Below are 17,178 nucleotides of genomic sequence, written 5' to 3'. Positions count from 1 at the left end.
CGGTGTGGCGCCTGCGGCGGGATGAGGCGCGGGCGGGTGCCTCCCTGCGGGTGGGTGAGGTGAGGTCGCCATGGCGGCATACGGTGAGAGCGAGGCGGGCATCCTCCGGTGCTTCGGGCAGCAGTTGCGGTTGCTGAGGACGAGTCAGGGGCTGACGCGGGCGGAGTTGGGTGCGAAGCTCGGGTACGGCGAGGACATGGTCACCTCGGTGGAGCTCGGGCGGCGGATCCCCAGGCCGGAGTTCATTGACCGGGCGGATGCGGTGCTGGAGGCCGGCGGGCTGCTGGTGGTGATGAAGGAGGAGGTGGCGAGGGCGCGGTATCCGGCGTTCTTCCGGGATGCGGCGAAGCTTGAGGCTGAGGCGGTTGAGCTGCATGTTTATGCAAACCAGGCTGTGCCGGGGTTGTTGCAGACGGAGGAGTATGCGCGGGCGGTGTTCGACGCCCGGCGCCCCCTCTTGGATGAGACGGTCATCTCCGAGCGGGTGGCGGCCCGCCTTGCACGGCAGGAGATCTTTGCTCGGAAGCCCCCGCCGACGATCAGCTTTGTGATCGAGGAGTCGGTGCTGCGGCGGCCGATCGGTGGGTGGGGTGTCTGGCGCGGGCAGTTGGAGCAGATCTGCCTCCGGGGCCAGAGCCGCAACGTCGAGATGCAGATCATGCCGACGGAGGTCAGCGAACATGCTGCATTGGCCGGGCCGTTCACCTTGATCGAGACGGTCCAAGGCCAGAGGATCGCCTATGTGGAGGTGCAGAAGGAAAGCCGTCTCCTCCACGAGCGGCGTGCGGTGCGTGAGCATGAGGAGCAGTACGGCATCCTGCGAGCGCAGGCGCTGACCCCGCGTGAGTCGTTGCAGTTGGTCGAGAAGCTACTGGGAGAGCGGTGAACGCCGTGGATGAAGCGAAGGCGAACGGTGAATTGGTTTGGCGCAAGAGCACCTACAGCAGTGGCGAGGGTGGCGAGTGCGTGCAGGTTGCCGTCGCCGGTGGTGCCGTTCACGTGCGGGACTCGAAGCAGTCGGGGCAGGGTGGGCCCGTTCTGAGGGTCAGTTCGGCGGCGTGGGCGGCGTTGCTTGAGACAATGTGAGGTTGTACGGCTGCCCGCGACGGTCGGCGCTTCTCTCAGGGAAGCGCCGACCGCCCGACATGAGGAACGGTACTCAGGCCTCACGCTTTGCAGGAGGAGTCCAGCGGCCAGCGGCGATCTCCTCGTCCAAGCGAGCTTGGAAGTGCTCGTGCGCGGCCCGCATCTCGGCCTCGCGGTCAGCCTTGTAGAAGGGGGCGGTGTAGCCGACCGGCGGCGGGCTGGTCTCCGGGTTCTCTAGGTGGGCCATGAGATCGATGTAGTCCTGCTTGGTCTGGCCGTAGCCGAAGGCGAAGCTGTCGGCTGCGAGGCGGCGGCCTGCTGCATCGAAGTACATCTCTGCTTCGCGTTCGACCACCTTGGGGAATCTGGAGAGATAGAGGGTGACTAGCTGGTCGGCGGTAATCCCCAACCAGACGGCTGTGAGAGCGTCCAGTTCGACGAGCGCGGCCCGCCGCTCGTGCTCGGTACGCAGGGGAGTGTTGTACTGCCAAGTGGATGTCAGTTGGGCAGCTAGCGGCGCAACATTCGGCCATGCCGGGACAGCCCAGTGCTCGTAACCAGGCCACTGAGGGGAATACAACGCAGCCCAAAGAGGGGCGTAAGCAGCAGTAAGGCAATTGAGGCGTAGAGTGCGCAGAAGGAGGGCAGAGGCCAAAGGGTGGCGAGGGTCAGCGAAGGGCATACGGTGGGCTTCGTTTCTGCGTACTCGCTCACGACCTGTGACGCGCAACAGATAATCCAGTGGCAGCGAGGACCAAAAACCGGCCTGGAGGGCTGTCACTCGTGAATCAGTGATGAACATGGTGTTCACTGCATCCACGTGAGCTGGTCCCGGAGCGATGATGACTGGGATTAGGGACCGTTCGCTAGTCAATGGTGTCATCATGCGCCATGCCAGTCGAAAATATGCTGTGTAGCGCTTGTCTCCCCATGCGTCCTGCGCTGCTAGGTATTCCGACTCTGAAGTGGCACGGATGTAATTGGTGCGTTGGATTGTGTTAGGTGGAAGTGTCGTCAGTTCGTAGGAGGCGAAGTCGTCCTTGTTGCGGCAGGGGTTGTTTGGCTGTTTGGCGAGTGGGTTAGCGAGATGGAAGTGTGAGCCTTGGAGGATCAAGTCATCTAGGGAGTCGATATCTCTGGTGTCCCAACGGATGACCCGATCCCTTTTAGCGTTTGTTTCATTGTAGCCTGTGCTGTGTCTCGCCTCATGAGACCCCAGTCGGTCCGGCCACTCTGCCAGTTTGGCGATTGCGGCCTGTTCGTCTGTCGTCACTGGGTAGAGCAGTGGAGCCTGAGTGTCGGGAACGTGATTTCCTGCTAGACGGTTCCAGGATGCGAGTAGTGCCGTATCTACATGTACGAGTCGTTCCCGATGAGGGCGGATGTCCCAGGTGCCCTCATGCTTGAGATTCGGGAGAGGGCCGCAACCATTGTGGGTGAGGGAATCGTGGAGGGTCTGCGGGGTGTAGAGCCAGGAGGCATGAATGAAGGACGGCTGACGGGTTGGGCCGTAGATGTTGATGCTGAAGAACTTTTCATCCTTAACATCCTCAAAAAGCTTGCGCTTGTTCGAGAAGTGCCCGTGCACGCGCAGATGTCTATACGCGGTCTCGCGTAGCTTCCCGTCCTTTACTCCGTCCATGTGTGTGTCCAGGTGGATGAGGGCGGCCATACCTAGTGCGTTCATGTGCTTCCACGTCAAGCACATGAACGCTCGATAAAGGTCGGGTCGTGTTTTGTTGAGTAGCGGATACATTTCCAGTGAACCCAGCAGGGTAGCCATACCCGTGATACCGGCAAGTTCACCCAGGTAAAAACCGGAACTGCGGCGGGCACGGAGGATCTCATGCCTTCGCAGTTGCCACTCTGCCACGCTCGGCTTCTGGCTCAGCTTGAACCAGGGCTCTAGCTCCGCCAGAACCGCATCTTCCTGCCAGTCCGGCCGCACCCAAGGCGGATTCCCTACCTGCAGATCAAACCCACCCCGCGCGCCAAAGACCTGCCCGAACTCCAACTCCCAGTGAAAGAATCCCTGCCGCTCCGCCACATCCCTCGCGACCGCTGCCCACGGATACCGCGATTCCAGCGAGTAGAACCGTTCCATGCCCATCCACTCGGGCAACTCGTCTTCGTACCGCTCCAGTTCGTCCAGCGTGTCGAATTGGGCCACCAGCGAGTCCTCAGGCACATCCTGCGTACCCAACAGCGACTCGGTGAAGTCCAGCCAGTCGTCCAGTGAAGCCAGCGGGATCACCGAGCGTCGCTCACCCCGGATCTGTTCCTTACGGCTGCCGCCCCGCGCGCTCTTCGACTTGACCTCGACGACCTCAACCCCGCCGAACAGGTCCTCCTTCTCATACGTCTCCCGCGCAGGCGCGCCCCACTGAGCCGGAACCGGAGCCGGGGCCGACGGCACAACCCACTCGCCCGACTGCGAAGCAACCTCCGCCGCCCGCGCGTACGACTCATGGGAGCCTTCCAGCAGCGCAGCCTCCTGCACAGGCCAGAACCACAGTGCGCACCACGCGTCCATCAGCGTCTTCAGGCGCCAGTACGGGGTGTCGACCGCCTCCAGGTCGTCCTTGACCTTCTCCCTGTGAACCGCGACCTCGGGCGAGCGCAGCCAGCCGTCCTCCGCGCCCCAGACGTCGATCCGCCGTGAGATCTCCCGCTCGGAGATCTCCAGCCGGCGGACGACCAGCCCCCACAGGTACTCCGCCCGCCGCGCCAGGCCCTGCAACCGCTTGGTCTGCGCGGGGCTGGGGGACTTGGTGATCGCCTTGCGCCAGGCCGCGAGCGCCTTCGACTCCTCCGGGGCCAGCGTCTTGGCCTCCTTCTCGGCCGCCACCGCGCCCCACTCCTTCGCCGGGAGGAGGAAGTGGTGCACCGCCCCCTCGGGCAGCGGAGCCCCCGCCAACGCCTCCGACAGCGGGAAGCGCTCCGGCGTCGTGCCCAGCCAGCCGCCCTTCTTCAGCCGCTCGGCGGAGTACACCTCCCTGCGTCCGCCGATCAGCGAGTTGCCGCGCCGCAGGTGCAGGCCGAACCAGGGGGCCTCCATGCCGGGGTGCATGGTGTTTAGCCACAGCGACACCTCCGCCAGCTCGACCGCCGTGTTGTTGAGGTCCACGCCGTAGGAGTTGTGCAGGGCGATGTACGCCTTGGCCTTCTGCAACTCGACTGCGTACTTCTCCGTGTCGATGGCGACGCCCAGCTCGTCCTGGCGGCGCCGCAGGTACTCCGCCGCGACCTGGTTGATCGCCTCGTTGAGGAACGCACCCGAGCCGAGCGCCGGCTCGCAGATCTTCCAGTCCAGGAGTTCGCGCGCCTCGGTGACCGTGTCGTCCTGGTCCAGGCGATGCTGCAACGCGAGCTGGACCGTCACGCGGGTCAGCGACTCCGGCGTGTAGTAGGAGGCCGAGGTCTGACGGTCGCGGCCCGACAGGCGGTACACGAACGCCCCCGGCGCGTACCGTACGCGCTCCTCCACGCCCGTGTCCTCGTCCTTGTGCCGGACGAACACCTCGTCGGGGTACTCGTCGGCCTTCGTCGCCGGGACCAGCCAGGAACCGTCCTTCGGGTCGCCGTTCTTCGCGACCTCGTACAGCTCCTCGCCCGCGACGAAGCCCGAGTAGGACATCAGGCCCTCGTACACGGCGCCGAGCTGGTTGATGCCGAGCTGGGCGTAGGAGATGAAGCCGCCGCGCTCGCGCCTCTTGCCGCGGGTCAGCATCAGCAGCCGCAGCACCCGGTACAGCGTCTCGTTGCGCAGACGGGTGTCGATGAAGCGCTCCCCGCCGTCAGCACCGGCCTCCGCCTCGGCCTCCGTGTCGACACGGGGGTCCGGGACGGCGTTCCGTCCGATCAGCCGGATCGCGTCCCGCTCGAACAGCTTGGAGTGCAGCGGCTCGAACCGCAGCCCGAGGTCCTCCGAGGTCTTCGCGGTCACCGCCTCGGCCGACTCCGCGTCCACCCCGTGCGTGCGGCGCGGCCGGTATCCCTCCTGGACCTTGCTGAACAGCAGGTCCAGCGATTCGTACAGGTAGAAGCCCTTGCGGGACTTCTCGTCCACGAGATCCCGCTCGGCGATCAACTCGCCCAACCGGCCCAGGCCGTACCCCATCTGGTACTCGGGGTAGTCCGAGGGCAGGATGCCCAGCTCCGGGCGGGCCTCCGCGTACAGCAGGAACAGCACCCGGTACAGGTAGCGCAGCGACTCCCGCGTCAACTGGCGGCCCAGTTCGGGGAGTTCCTTGACCTCGTCCGGGCGGACGCCGGCCTCGCGCAGCCGGTCCAGGACCTCGTTGGCGATCAGTTCGACGCTCAGCCGCAGGCCGTCGCGGAGTTCGCTGGAGACGCCCACCGCGTGCTTCGTGGACTTGTCGAGGAGTGAGGCGAGGGGGTTCTCGCCGCCCTCCTCCGGCGTGCGCAGCGAGTCCGCGCCGAACAGCGCGGCCACCGTGTCGAGTTCGCCGCCCGCCTTGGTGTCGTTGCGCTCCAGTGCCATGTCCAGCGACACCGCCAGGTAGCGGCCCTCGCCCCAGGCGGCCCGGTCGGCGAGCACGACGACACCGCCGACCAGCAGCAGGACGTAGCGCGGGGCGTCCTCGCAGGCGAACAGGAAGGAGGCGAGCTTGGAGCCGGTGGTGATGGTGTGCTGGCCGTCCAGGCGCAGCTCGTCCAGGAGGCGGCCCGCGCCGTCGGGGTCCAGCGCGTCGTCCGGCTCGGCGGACCAGCCGCAGTCCAGGGCGACGAGGTCCTTCTCCGTGTGCGCGACCGTCACCTCGTGGGACTGGTCGGCGCGGACGACGGTGAGCGTGCCCGGCTTGGCGTCGAAGCCGAGGGCGCGCAGCACCTCTGCGTTGAGTGCGCGGACGCGGTCGCGCCACTCGGGGGCGTCGTACGTCACGGCGTCCTCGCCGGTCGCCGCCCGCTCCTCGTCCATCGTGAAGTAGGAGCGGGCCGCGAAGTAGGCACGGCGCAGCGCCCGCAGGCCCGCGCGCGGGGTGACCGGCAGGGCGCCCTCGGGGCGTTCTGCGCCGGCGGCGTCCTCCTCGCGCTGCTTCCACTCGGCGAGCAGACCGGACTTGAGGTCCTTGGGGAGGACCTCGGCGAGGTAGTGCGCGGAGAAGTAGTCGCCGCGGTTGACCAGGCTGTCGTACGTCATCTTCGTGAACCTCTGGGGGACTCGGTCAGGCGGCGTGGGCGGTGGCGGGGGCCAGGACGGCGAGCACGCGCAGCATCGGGCGGCCGGTGGTGAGGAGGGAGTCCGCGAGGGACGCGAGACGCTCACGCGTACCGGTGGGCGCGGAGCCGCCGCCCGCCAGTGTCGGCTGCTCCCACGAGCCCAGGCGGGTCTTGTACTCCTCGACGGGGGCCCTCAGTGGCTCGTCCCACGCCTCGCGGCGGAGCTCCAGGAAAGCCTCCGCGGTGTCCAGGACGCCGGGGATCGCCTCGGCGAGGCGGGCCGTGTCGTGGGCGAGGCCCGGGTTCGCCATCGTCGGGCCGACCTGGGCGCGGCGCAGTACCGCCACCATGTCGTCGTCGACCTCGCCGTCCGCGGTGACCGCCATCCACTTGACGACGGTCGGGCGGCCGAGCGCGTTGGAGTAGATGCCCTGGACGAGGTAGGTGGGGCGGGACACGTCGGCGGTCAGTACCGGCGCCTCCTGGCGGTCCAGGCGGACCAGGACCTTGTCCGTGAGCCACTCCATGACCGGGTGCAGGTCGGTCAGCAGGGAGATGTCGGGCCAGCTGGACGTCGCCGAGGCGCGGGCGCGGGTGAGGCTGTGGTCGGCGAGCCGCCGGCTGAAGGTGACCTTCAGCCGGTCGCGCAGGCCCTGTTCGCGGACGTAGTCCGGGGGCAGGGCCTTCAGACGGTGCACCAGGTCGGAGGGCGGGACGAAGGAGAGCAGGCCGGTCTCGGGGTCGGCGGACAGGTCCAGCCGGTCGTGGGCGTCCGGGTAGACCTCGCGCAGCGCCTCGTCCAGGAACTCGCGGGCGGAGGCGAACAGCCGGGGCACGTGGGCCTTCGGCGCCGCCCCGGTCCCGTGGCCGGCGTCGCCCGCGGCGTCCTCTTCCGGTTCCTCGTTGACGGGGCCGAAGAAGTCGGCGAGGAAGTCGTCCACGGCGTCGTCCTCGCCGGTGCCCGAGGCGCGGTCGGTGTCCAGGGACTCGTCCACGGTGCGGCCCCGCAGCAGGTCCTGGATGAGGGACTTCTCCTCGGCCTCCGCCCGGTACAGGCCCGAGACCGCCTCCGCCGTGCCCAGCGACTGGTGGGCCTGCGCCTCGCGTTCCAGCAGGCGCTCCGCGACGAGGGTGTCGTCCTTGGCGCCGTCGACCGAGCTCGTGAGGATGAGCGCCCGGAACTGCGGCTCGTGCGCCTGCCCGTAGCGGTCGATGCGGCCGTTGCGCTGCTCGATGCGGATCAGCGACCAGGGCACGTCGTAGTGGATGAGCTGGTGGCACTGGCGGTGCAGGTTGACGCCCTCGGAGGCGACGTCGCCGGTGAACAGGATCCGTACGGGCGTGTCCGCGAGGCCGAAGTCCTCCACGCACTGCATCTGCTGCTCGTCGGACAGGCCGCCGTGCATCACGCGGGCCGCCTCCTCGGCCGCCTTGCCCTTGAAGCCGAGGGCCTGCGGCACGGTCCTGGCCAGCCACTCCAGGGTCTGCACACGCTCGGAGAAGACCACGACTCGGGTGTCGGACTTCGGGCCGACCCCGATCTCCCGCAGCTGGTCCAGCAGGGCTTGGAACTTGCCCGAGTCCGCCTCCGTCATGCCCGAGGACAGCTCCAGCAGCCGGTGCAGGGCGGCGCGTTCGGCGACCGTCGCCTCCGGGGCGTTCTTCTTCTCCAGCGTCTTGATGCGCGTGGTGACGGTGGCCTTCAGCGCCGCGTGGGAGGAGAGGAAGGACTTCAGCAGCGTGTACGGGAACAGGGGGACGTCACTGACCGACTTCGAACCGTCGGACGGCAGCCAGACCGCGGCCAGCTCCTCGAAGATCCTCTCCTCGGCGGGGGTGGCCGTCACGTGGATCGAGCGGGAGGGGCCGCGGTCCGCCCACTGGCCCTTCATCTGCTCCCGCACCTCGGGGCTGACCTTCGTGCGCCGGATGAACAGGTGCTTGATGTCCTCGGCGCGGTAGTGCTCGGGGTCGCGGATCGCGGCCGGGTCGAGCAGGGAGATCAGCTCGGCGAAGGAACGGGCGTCACCGTTGTGCGGGGTCGCGGAGGCCAGCAGGAGGGCGTCGGTGTGCGGGGCCAGGGTGCGGGCCAGCTGATTGCGCAGGGAGCCCTTGTTGATGAGGTTGTGCGACTCGTCGATGACGACCGCGTCCCAGGTGATCCGCTCCAGGTGGTGCTTGTACTGGTCGGTGTTCTTCAGCGTGTCGATGGAGACGATGACCCGCTTGAAGTACGTGAACGGGTTGCGGCCCGCCGGGATCTCCCGCTGGATCCGCTCGATGCCCACCGAGTCCAGGCGCACCAACGGGATCGCGAACCGCGTCCACAGCTCGTGCTGGAACTGCTCCAGGACGTGCTGCGGGGTGACGACGAGGATGCGCTCGCCCCGGCCGCGGCGGATCAGCTCGGCGAGCGTGAGGCCGATCTCCAGAGTCTTGCCGAGGCCGACGACGTCCGCGATGAGCAGGCGCGGGCGCAGGTTGCGGCCCGACAGGGCGAGTTGCGCGGGACGCTGCTGGTAGGGGAGCGAGTCCAGGAGAAAGGAGTCCGCGAGCGCCAGGCCGCGCTCGGCCTGCGGCAGCGGCGTCTTGCGCAGAACCGCCTCCAGGAAGAGGCGCGAGCGACGGAAGTTCGGCGAGTCGTCCCGCACCAGGCGGGTCCGCCTCGGGTCGAGCAGTTCGATCCGGTCGAGGCCGGTGAAGAACACCGCCTCCTGGTCGCGTACGAAGTCCGACGCGCCGACGGCCTCGACGCGGACCCCGTCGTGCTCGGTCCGCGTCGAGTTGCGCACCAGCCACACCTCGTCGCGCACGAGGATCTGGGCGCCCGGCGGGAACTGGGCGTCCTCGACGCTCGTCGCGGGAGCGGTGCTCAAGTCGGCGGTCACGCGGGTGCCTCCTGGACGTTCGTGTTCATGCGGTGGATGTGTCCCGTGGCGGTAGCCGGTGGGGGCACGGTCACGCGGGTGGGACGTGTGGTCGGAGGGAGCGGTCGTGCGGCTCGGCCCGGCCGGCCGGTTACCGGTCTCAGAACGGAGCCTTCGCCGCATACGCGGCACGGAGACGCTCTGCCGTCCTGCGGGCCTGTACGGAGTGCCGCAGCGTGTGCGTTCCCTCCTTCGGTCGCCTGGGCGCCGTGGGCGGGTGGCCCGGCGCCGGCTGCTCACGGCGGGAGCCGCCGGAGGGATCCCGCGGGGCTGGAGGCACGGTGCCGGGGGAGTCATGAACCGGAGGCTCGGCGGGGCCAGGGGGCTCCACCAGGGTGGGGGAGGTCGCCGGGGCGTCGGACGGGAGCGGCGTTTCCAGGTCGGCCGGGATGATCTCCGTGCCCGGGGTGTCACTCGCGGGGGCGGGCCAGGGGATGGTGGGGGCGCCGTCGGCGGGTGCCGCCTTGTGCCACTGTGCCGTCGTATGCGCGGTGAGCCTGCGCCTGGCCTGGGCGATCTTCATGCCCTGGGCCTCGATCACCGAGCGGCACTGCTGCACCACATCGGTCAGCGACGGCCGGTCCTCGGCGCTCTTGGCGAGCATGCCGGTCAGGAGCGGCAGCAGTTCGCTGGGCACACCGGACAGATCCGGTGCCGTGCCGGGGTCCGTGACGAGGTGGAACACCATGTACGGGGTGGCCGCCTCATGCGGATAGTGCCCTGTCACGGCGAAGAGCAGCAGCGCGCCCAGCGCGTACACGTCCACGGCCGCCGTCAGCGGCTTCACGCCTGCGGCCTGCTCCGGAGCCATGCAGATCGGGGTGCCGACGACCTGATGAGGGGCGGTGAGGGAGATGGTCGACTCGGTGAACGCGGCCAGACCGAAGTCGATGATCTTCGGGCCGTTCGGTCCGAGCAGGACGTTGGCCGGCTTGAGGTCACGATGGAGCAGGCCCTGGGTGTGCACGGCCGATAGGGCCTCGGCGAGGATCGCGCCGAGCGCCGCGGTGAGGACGGACGGCAGCGGTCCGTGCGTAATGACGTGCCGCGCGAGATCCGGGCCGTCCACGTACTCCGTGGCCAGCCATGGTTGCTCCGCCTCCGCGTCGGCCCCCAGGAACGCCGCGATGCGCGGACCCCAGATGGTCTTGAGCACCTCGATCTCCTGCGCGAACCGCTGTCGGGACTCGGAGTCCACGACCGACGGTTTGATCACCTTCACCGCGGCGGGCTCACCGCCGAGCGACTCGCCCAGGAAGACCTGGCCCATACCGCCTTGGCCGATCCGGCCGAGGAGTTCGAAGTCGCCCAGCGAGAGCGGGTCCTCGGGGTTCAGGGGCGTGATCTGCACGTGTGTCCTCGGCATTCGTCATGGGCGAGCATCCGACCAGCCGCGATGCGCGCCTGGAGACACGGTAGTGGATGCGGTCGGGGTCAGGAACGGGGATTGCGGGAGGGAGACAGCAACCTCTGCGAGTGAAGAACCTGTGGAGGGTTTCGATCGGTGGTGGTGCCACCTATGACGTCCCGTCCCCGGACGGGAGCAGCTGCCCCCCGGTCAACCCGTCCGTCAGCAGCCGCGACGTCTCCTCGGCCAACCGCGTCGCCCGCTGGGCCTCCGAGCGGAGCTCGTGCACATGCCGGAACGCCTCCCCGTACCGCCGCTGCTCCTCCAGCGGCAGCAGCGGCACTCGCAGCCGGCCGGGGCTGACCGTCAGGACCGTACTGCCCGTCGACGCGCCCGCGATGTTCTCCTCCGCGCCCAGGAAACCGGCGAGGAACCAGTTGTCCAGGCGGTCCGGGTCGGGCCGGAAGAGGTGGACGTGGAGGCCGAGCAGCGCGCCCGCGTCCTCCTCGCCCGCGACTCGGGTCATCGAGCCGTCGCCGCTCGCGACCGCGCGTACGAGGACATCCCCGACGGCGATCACCGGTGCCGTGTCGCCGCGCAGCTCCGCCGGGTCGCCCGTGGGCCCCGACCCACGCGCGATGTCCGAGCCCGTGAGCACCGCGCGGGCACCCGCCCGGCCTCCGCTCCCGCCTTCCGCGCGCCCCCGCGCGCCCTCGGGCACGGTGCGAAGCAGCGTCAGCGCCCCCCCGCGAGCGAGGTCGGACGCAGCCGCCGTACGCCACTCACGTGCCGCCACGGCCGCGGCGCTCCACGCCTCCTGTCCGGCCACCCGCGCGAGCGACTTCGCGGCCTTGACGAGGTCGCGGCGTGTGGCATCGACCTCGGCCGACAGTTCGGCGGGATCGACGTCTGCCCGTGACGCCCGTACGAACCGCGCCGGGGTCAGGTCCACCACGTCGTCCAGCAGGTCGACCACGCCGACCGCGTGGGCGACACCGGGTTCGCCCTCGAAGGTGTCGGGGTTCTCCGCGAAGGTTCGCCACGCACCCAGGGCACGCGCCGTGATCCCCTCCCAGTCCACGGACGCGGATCGGCTCCCGCCCCTCGTCCGCGCGGTCGTCGCCCCACCGTGCCCGGCCGCCGCCGACGTGTCCGTCGCCGTATCCACGAACAGCACGGACTTGCGCTCGGGCCCGCCCGGCTCAGGTCGTTGCAGCACCCACACCTGAAGTCCGACGTGCAAGGGCACCGACGCGCCCGCCGGCAGCGCGATCACCGCGCGCAGCGCCCCGCTGCGTACCAGCTCCGCCCGTACGCGACGCCCCGACGCGCGGCCGGCCGTGGCCGGCGGCAGCAGCAGGGCCGCGTAGCCGCCCGGTGTCAGGTGGGCGAGGGCGTGCTGCACCCACGCCAGCTCCGACTCGGCGCGGGCCGGTACGCCGTAGGCCCAGCGGGGGTCGTACGCCAGCTCGTCATGGCCCCAGTCCCGGACCCCGTACGGCGGGTTGCACAGCACCGCGTCGGCGAGCAGCTCGGGGAACGCGTCGGCGCGGAGGCTGTCGGCGGCACGGACGGTGACCTCTGCCTCCGGAGCCGCCAGCATCAGGCTCACGGCGCTGCGCCGGGCCTGCACCGGAAGCGTGTCCTGGCCGTACAGCTCGCGCACGCCCCGGCGGGCGGCGGCCGCCAGGAGGGTGCCGCTGCCGCAGGCCGGGTCGAGTACGCGGGCCGGTGAGCCGGGGACCAGACGGGCGATGAGGTCCGCGAGAGGTGCGGGAGTGCGGTAGGCGCCGGACGCCGCGTTCTCCTCCAACTCCCGTTCGGCGAGCACCCCCAGCGCGGCCTGACCGCCCTCGTCGCGCACGCACGTGTACAGCGCGCGCAGCACCGCCGCGTCGCCCGCCTCGAAACGGACCGCGTCCGCGCTCGGCACGGCGTCGGCCACGGAGGCCGCGTCGCGCTGTGCGCGGGCGGTGAGGTCCGCGTCCGGCAGCTCAGTGGCGGCCGTCAGTTCCTCCGGCGAGCGGCCCGCCGCAGCGAGCACGAGGAGCAGTAGATCCTCCGATGTACCGCCGCCGCTCTGCGCGCGCAGACGCAGGGTGGTCCGCAGCTCCTCCGACGGGCTTGCCGCCGACGTGTGGCCGCGCGAGGCGAGCCAGGCACGCACGGAATCGAGGTCGTAGAGCGGACTGCTGTCCGTACCGCCGGACGGCGCGGGAAAGTCCTCGTGCCGACGGCGCCAATTGCTGACCGTGGCGCGCGTGACCCCCGCGATGCGGGAAATCTCTGCGGCGGTGACCTGCGCGGATGGCTGCGACATGGGGGGAGCCCTGAGCCTCTCGATGGTGAACAGCTAACAACCTACAGCACTCGTCAAGTCGGCTAGCTTGTTTGACAGTGCTTTCAGTGTCATGCTTCTCTGGTGATGCTTCCGAGTGGAAGCGAAGGATCTCCGGGGGGTCTTCCATGCGCCTGACCATGCCGACCGCTGTCGTCGAAGGCACTCAGCTCACCGTCATGCCGTTCCGCGACGACGCCGTCGTCGGGACGATGTCCGTACCCGCTCTCGTCCAGCTCGTGCCGTCGCCGCGAGCCGAGGAGGATCCGCGCAGACTGAAGGCCGCCTCGGGCCTCGTGCGCCGGCACGCCGAGCTGCGGGCCACCGTGCAGCGCACGCTGAAGTCCTCGCAGAAGGGCAAGAACGTCGGCCCGTACGCCGAGTACATCGCCGCCGGGCTCAAGGGCGAGCTCGGCGCCGCCTGGTCCACCCCGCCGGTCACCCTCTGGCACGCCGGACCGCTCGCCGCGCTCAGCGACGAACTCGTCCCCGGCAGCGGCCTGCGCACCCTCACCATCGCGCCGGGCACGATGGTCATCGCCATCGACGGCGAGACCCAGACCACCGCCTGGCACGACCTCTACGACAACCCCGAGGCGTACGGCCTGACGTACCCGGAACTCGCCCGGGTGCGCCTTCCGTTCGAGCTGTACGTCGACCTGTCCCCGGCCGACGCGCGGCAGATCTTCTACGACCGCAACGTCGAGGGCGTGGCCGTCGCCAAGAACCTCGCCATGTCCATGGACCAGCGCGACTTCGGTACCCGGCTCGCACACACGGTCGCCGACTCGGTGCGAGTCGACGTCGAGGGGCAGCGCATTCCCTTCGCGCGGCTGGTGAATGCCAGCAAGCGGCAGGTGTCCGCGAGCGACCGCGAGGTCGTCACTCTCTCCGCGCTGCGCGCCCTCGTCGTCACCGCGATCTACGGCCGGAACGGACTCCAGCGGTCCGCCGAGTCGGTGCACGAGGACGAACTGCCGACGGGGTACGGGCCCGAGCAGGTGGAATCCGCCGTCGTACCGATCCTCGGGCAGCTGATCGCCCGCCACACCCGCGACTTCACCGAGCGCGGCGCCATCACCGCGCCCGCCGTCCTCGCCGGCATCGGCATCGCCGTCCACCACACCATGCCGTGGAGCGACCCGGCGTCCGCCTTCCACACGGACGACCTGGTACGCCTCCTCGACGGCGTCCACTGGGAGCGGGAGGCGAAGTACTGGGACGGGGTCGCCGCGAAGACCGGCACCTCGGGGCGCCTCAACTTCAGCGGAGGCGTCAAGGACTCCGGCGGCCGGGTCGCCGAGGCGATCCTCTACCCGGCGACCGAGGCGGGCCGCAGGATTCGCGGCCTCTGAACATCGGCGCGCGACCACGGCCTCCACGGCCCGCGGCTCCCGCGCCCACGTATCCCCGGCGTCCAGGCTGCGATGCCGCGCCCGGGCCGGCTCGGTCTGGCCGGTCCCGGGCGCGGCGGGGCGGCTCTCCGCCTCCGCCGACGTGCGCGCCCCCTCCTCCCGCCACCCGTCAGTCCACTTCCATCCACATCCACACAAGGAATGGCCCCATGAGCTACATCCCCGGCACGCCGTCCGCTCCCTCCCCTTCGCGCCCGTACGCCGTCTTTGCCACGTCCACTCCGACCCGCCTGCGCAGGACCGTCCTCGCCGTGGCCACGGCAGCCGTGGGCTGCTCCCTGTGTGCCTGCTCCGCCATCAGCGGAGGCCAGACCGACACCACGCCGTCGGCGGCCACCGTCAGCGCCTCGCAGGACACCCAAGGCGCCGAGGACGCGAAGGACACCCAGGACGACTCCGACAGTGACACCTTCACCGTCGCGCTGGACAAGACCGCCACGTGGAACAACGGCGTCAAAGCGCACCTGAGCGGCTTCAGACGGGGCACCTCCGGCGAGTACGCCAGCCCGTCCGGCAAGGCCTACCTGGCCTTCTCCGTCACCATGCAGAACGGCTCGAAGTCCTCGATCGACCTGAGCATGGTCAGCTTGTCCTGCCCGGACGGAGCCGACGAGATCTTCGACACGGACGCCGGCTTCAACGGCACGCCGGACACGCACCTGCTGCCGGGCAAGTCGCAGACCTGGAAGGAGGCGTGCGCCTTCCCCAAGACGGCCAGGAGCGCCCAGATCGAGATCACGCCGACCGACACCTCCGGCTCCGGCTGGTACCGCACGGCCATCTTCACCGGCCAGGTGCAGTAGCCCGGACCGCGGACGGGACCCTGCTGTGTGCCCTCGTCGCCTCCACACGGCGGCCGCTCACGCCGCCGCCGTCATCGGGTGCACACCGAGCCGCGCCCACGAGCCCGCCCGCACCCACGCCCGGTCGCACGCCATGTGCGGCCCCGCTCACCACCACCCGCGACCTGGAAGGCCAACGTGACGATCAACGAGCGCACAGAGCTGATCCGTCGCTTCGCCGACGACTTCACCGCCCTGCAGGAGGCCGTCCTCGCACGCATGAACGGAGTCTGCGCTCCGGAGATCACCGCGGCCCTGGAAGACGCTTCGCTCGCCGGTCCCATCACCATCACTCTCGCCCACGCCGATGTCCTCGCTCGCGGGGCCGTCCGGCGCGCGGAGCTCTCGGCTCAGCCCCCCGAGCGGCTGCGACGGCTGCGAGCCCACGCGCGCAAGGTGCGACGGGCCCGTTCGCAGGCGGAGGCCGTGTACAAGCAGCAGCGTGCCCGCCGCCTCGCCGGCTGCTCCCGGCCGGTGGACATGCTGGAGCTGAGGGTGGCGCGCATGGCATCCCCGGCTGCCTTCGCCGAGGCACTGCGGCAGGAACTCAGCGACAGGGGAATGCCGGACGGCACACGGCAGGCGCCGGAGTGCGACCTCGCCCGGTGGGCCTGGGGCCGGATAACGGTAGGTGACGAAGTGTCGGCACCGGTGCGCGAACTGCGGGACTGCGACGACGAGGCCTTCCTTCAGGCCCTCCTGCGCGATGCTCGGGAGGAAGAGAACCCGTACCTCCCGCACGACGCGGTGGCCGAACGGTGGAGCCGCCATGCGCGTGCCGCGCTGGCCTGGGGCCGCTACGCGATCGGCCAGGCCGAACGGGACGTACTCGCCTGCTCTTTCTCCGAACGGCGCACCCGACTTGACGCTCTGGACGACGCCTACCAGGACACAGCGGTTCTCGCTGCCCGCTCCCGCGAAGCCCTGCTCCGGGTCACGGAACTCCACGACCGGATGTGGGCCTGCGTAACCACAGGGCCCTTGGCGGAGCTCCTCGCGCAGTGTCGCGCCGCGGCTCTGGCACGCTTGGCCGACGCCGAGCCCGAGTTGTGGCACGGCGTGCGCGAGCTGACCATGAAGCACCAGGCGCACTGTCCCGAACAGGCCGACGGCTGCCCGCGCTGTCACCGCGCTCTCGCCGCCCTCCTCGCCGACGCCCATCCTGCCGACACGGGCGAGGACAGCGATGGCGAACATCCGACGGCAACGGTTCCGGCCGACGTGGACCGCTACGCCGTGCTCGCCGACCTTCCCGACACCGCCGTCGTGGCCGTCGCCGACGCCGCCGTCGGTGACGAGTCCGCACTGTGCGGCTACGGCTGGGCCGCCGAAGACGGGACCACCGGATACGGCGACTCCCTGGCCTCGAGCAGCGGCGAAGCCGAAGTCATCGGTATCTGTGCGGCCGCCCTCAGCCTCCTCGAGTACCACGAGGACGCACCCGTGGTCCTCCTGTGCGACAGCACCGAGGCGGTCGAGGCAGTCGACACGGCGCTGCGCTCCGCCGACCCGACAGCCGCATACCGCACCCTCCTCTTCCCGGAGAGCCGGCAGCTGATGGACCGCCTGTTGCGTCACCGCCACCGCGTCCAGGTCCGCTGGCTGAAAGGGCACATCGGGCACGACCTCAATGAAACCGCCGACGCGTTCGCCCGCATCTCCCTCCGCCGTGCCAGCGGCCGAATCCCTCCCGCCGTCGCCCGGAAGGAGGAGGCACGGACCCTGCGCTCGCTCGGTCCAGGGGCAGGCCCCCTCCGGGTCGCTGCCTGAGTCAATGCTCCGCGGCGGCGGTTGCCTCGTGTGTCCCCGGAGCGCGCCAGCGAGAGCACAGTTGACGGTCCCTCACGTTTCGCTCACATTACCTGCACAGGTAGTCTTTGATTGTAGGGAGCATCGATTGAAGTGCCTGGGTGATCGCGGTGGATGCCGCGGTCGCATCACTCTGGTGAAGCTCTGGCCATGTCTTTCGAGTCGCCATGCGAACGCTGCAATGGACGCTTGTGGAAAACGGTGGGGGATGAGCGGACGTCTCCAGATG

Annotated in this window: 9 protein-coding genes; 5 read left to right on the top strand and 4 right to left on the bottom strand. The window is 69.7% G+C overall.

What is annotated here, in order from left to right:
* The first annotated feature begins 70 nt into the window (after positions 1-70).
* Positions 71-886, top strand: a complete 816-nt coding sequence (locus tag ACIRC0_RS04135) for a Scr1 family TA system antitoxin-like transcriptional regulator (protein WP_403610932.1) — start codon at positions 71-73, stop codon at positions 884-886.
* Positions 883-1,086 carry a DUF397 domain-containing protein gene (locus ACIRC0_RS04130; protein ID WP_403610929.1) on the top strand — a complete coding sequence of 68 codons (204 nt, stop codon included), beginning with the start codon at positions 883-885 and terminating at the stop codon, positions 1,084-1,086. Before ACIRC0_RS04135 ends, ACIRC0_RS04130 begins: the two co-directional genes overlap by 4 nt.
* 73 nt (positions 1,087-1,159) lie before the next feature.
* On the opposite strand, the gene ACIRC0_RS04125 is transcribed toward ACIRC0_RS04130, so the two are convergent.
* The 4 genes from ACIRC0_RS04125 to ACIRC0_RS04110 all read right to left on the bottom strand — a co-directional run bounded on the left by ACIRC0_RS04125 (position 1,160) and on the right by ACIRC0_RS04110 (position 12,865).
* The gene (locus ACIRC0_RS04125) at positions 1,160-6,250 is read right to left on the bottom strand and encodes a class I SAM-dependent DNA methyltransferase (protein ID WP_403610926.1); all 5,091 of its coding nucleotides are present in this window, start codon (positions 6,248-6,250) and stop codon (positions 1,160-1,162) included.
* A 25-nt stretch (positions 6,251-6,275) separates the two neighbouring features.
* Positions 6,276-9,158 carry a DEAD/DEAH box helicase gene (locus tag ACIRC0_RS04120; RefSeq protein WP_403610924.1) on the bottom strand — a complete coding sequence of 961 codons (2,883 nt, stop codon included), beginning with the start codon at positions 9,156-9,158 and terminating at the stop codon, positions 6,276-6,278.
* A gap of 139 nt (positions 9,159-9,297) precedes the next feature.
* Positions 9,298-10,548, bottom strand: coding sequence for a protein kinase (locus ACIRC0_RS04115; RefSeq protein WP_403610921.1), 1,251 nt, complete (start codon positions 10,546-10,548; stop codon positions 9,298-9,300).
* Between the two features lie 166 nt (positions 10,549-10,714).
* Positions 10,715-12,865 (bottom strand): N-6 DNA methylase, encoded by a 2,151-nt coding sequence (locus ACIRC0_RS04110; RefSeq protein ID WP_403610918.1) that lies wholly within the window; start codon positions 12,863-12,865, stop codon positions 10,715-10,717.
* Positions 12,866-13,011: 146 nt separating this feature from the next.
* On the opposite strand from ACIRC0_RS04110, the gene ACIRC0_RS04105 reads away from it, so the two are divergent.
* The 3 genes from ACIRC0_RS04105 (at position 13,012) to ACIRC0_RS04095 (ending at position 16,910) form a co-directional block, all read left to right on the top strand.
* Entirely contained in the window at positions 13,012-14,238 is a 1,227-nt protein-coding gene (locus ACIRC0_RS04105; RefSeq protein ID WP_403610916.1) for a DNA sulfur modification protein DndB, read from the top strand.
* A gap of 209 nt (positions 14,239-14,447) precedes the next feature.
* Positions 14,448-15,101 (top strand): hypothetical protein, encoded by a 654-nt coding sequence (locus ACIRC0_RS04100; RefSeq protein ID WP_403610913.1) that lies wholly within the window; start codon positions 14,448-14,450, stop codon positions 15,099-15,101.
* Positions 15,102-15,278: 177 nt separating this feature from the next.
* Positions 15,279-16,910 carry an RNase H family protein gene (locus tag ACIRC0_RS04095; RefSeq protein WP_403610911.1) on the top strand — a complete coding sequence of 544 codons (1,632 nt, stop codon included), beginning with the start codon at positions 15,279-15,281 and terminating at the stop codon, positions 16,908-16,910.
* The last annotated feature ends 268 nt before the right edge of the window (positions 16,911-17,178 follow it).

It is taken from the genome of Streptomyces sp. NPDC093984, assembly GCF_044764595.1.
Classification (GTDB): domain Bacteria; phylum Actinomycetota; class Actinomycetes; order Streptomycetales; family Streptomycetaceae; genus Streptomyces; species Streptomyces cynarae.
The sequence above is the reverse complement of the archived record's forward strand: the minus strand, read 5'-3'. Positions and strand labels throughout refer to the sequence as shown.

Coding starts and splice junctions, on each gene's coding strand:
- ACIRC0_RS04125 (WP_403610926.1), bottom strand. CDS start 6,250: ATGACGTACGACAGCCTGGTCAACCGCGGCGACTACTTCTCCGCGCAC.
- ACIRC0_RS04110 (WP_403610918.1), bottom strand. CDS start 12,865: ATGTCGCAGCCATCCGCGCAGGTCACCGCCGCAGAGATTTCCCGCATC.
- ACIRC0_RS04135 (WP_403610932.1), top strand. CDS start 71: ATGGCGGCATACGGTGAGAGCGAGGCGGGCATCCTCCGGTGCTTCGGG.
- ACIRC0_RS04100 (WP_403610913.1), top strand. CDS start 14,448: ATGAGCTACATCCCCGGCACGCCGTCCGCTCCCTCCCCTTCGCGCCCG.
- ACIRC0_RS04105 (WP_403610916.1), top strand. CDS start 13,012: ATGCGCCTGACCATGCCGACCGCTGTCGTCGAAGGCACTCAGCTCACC.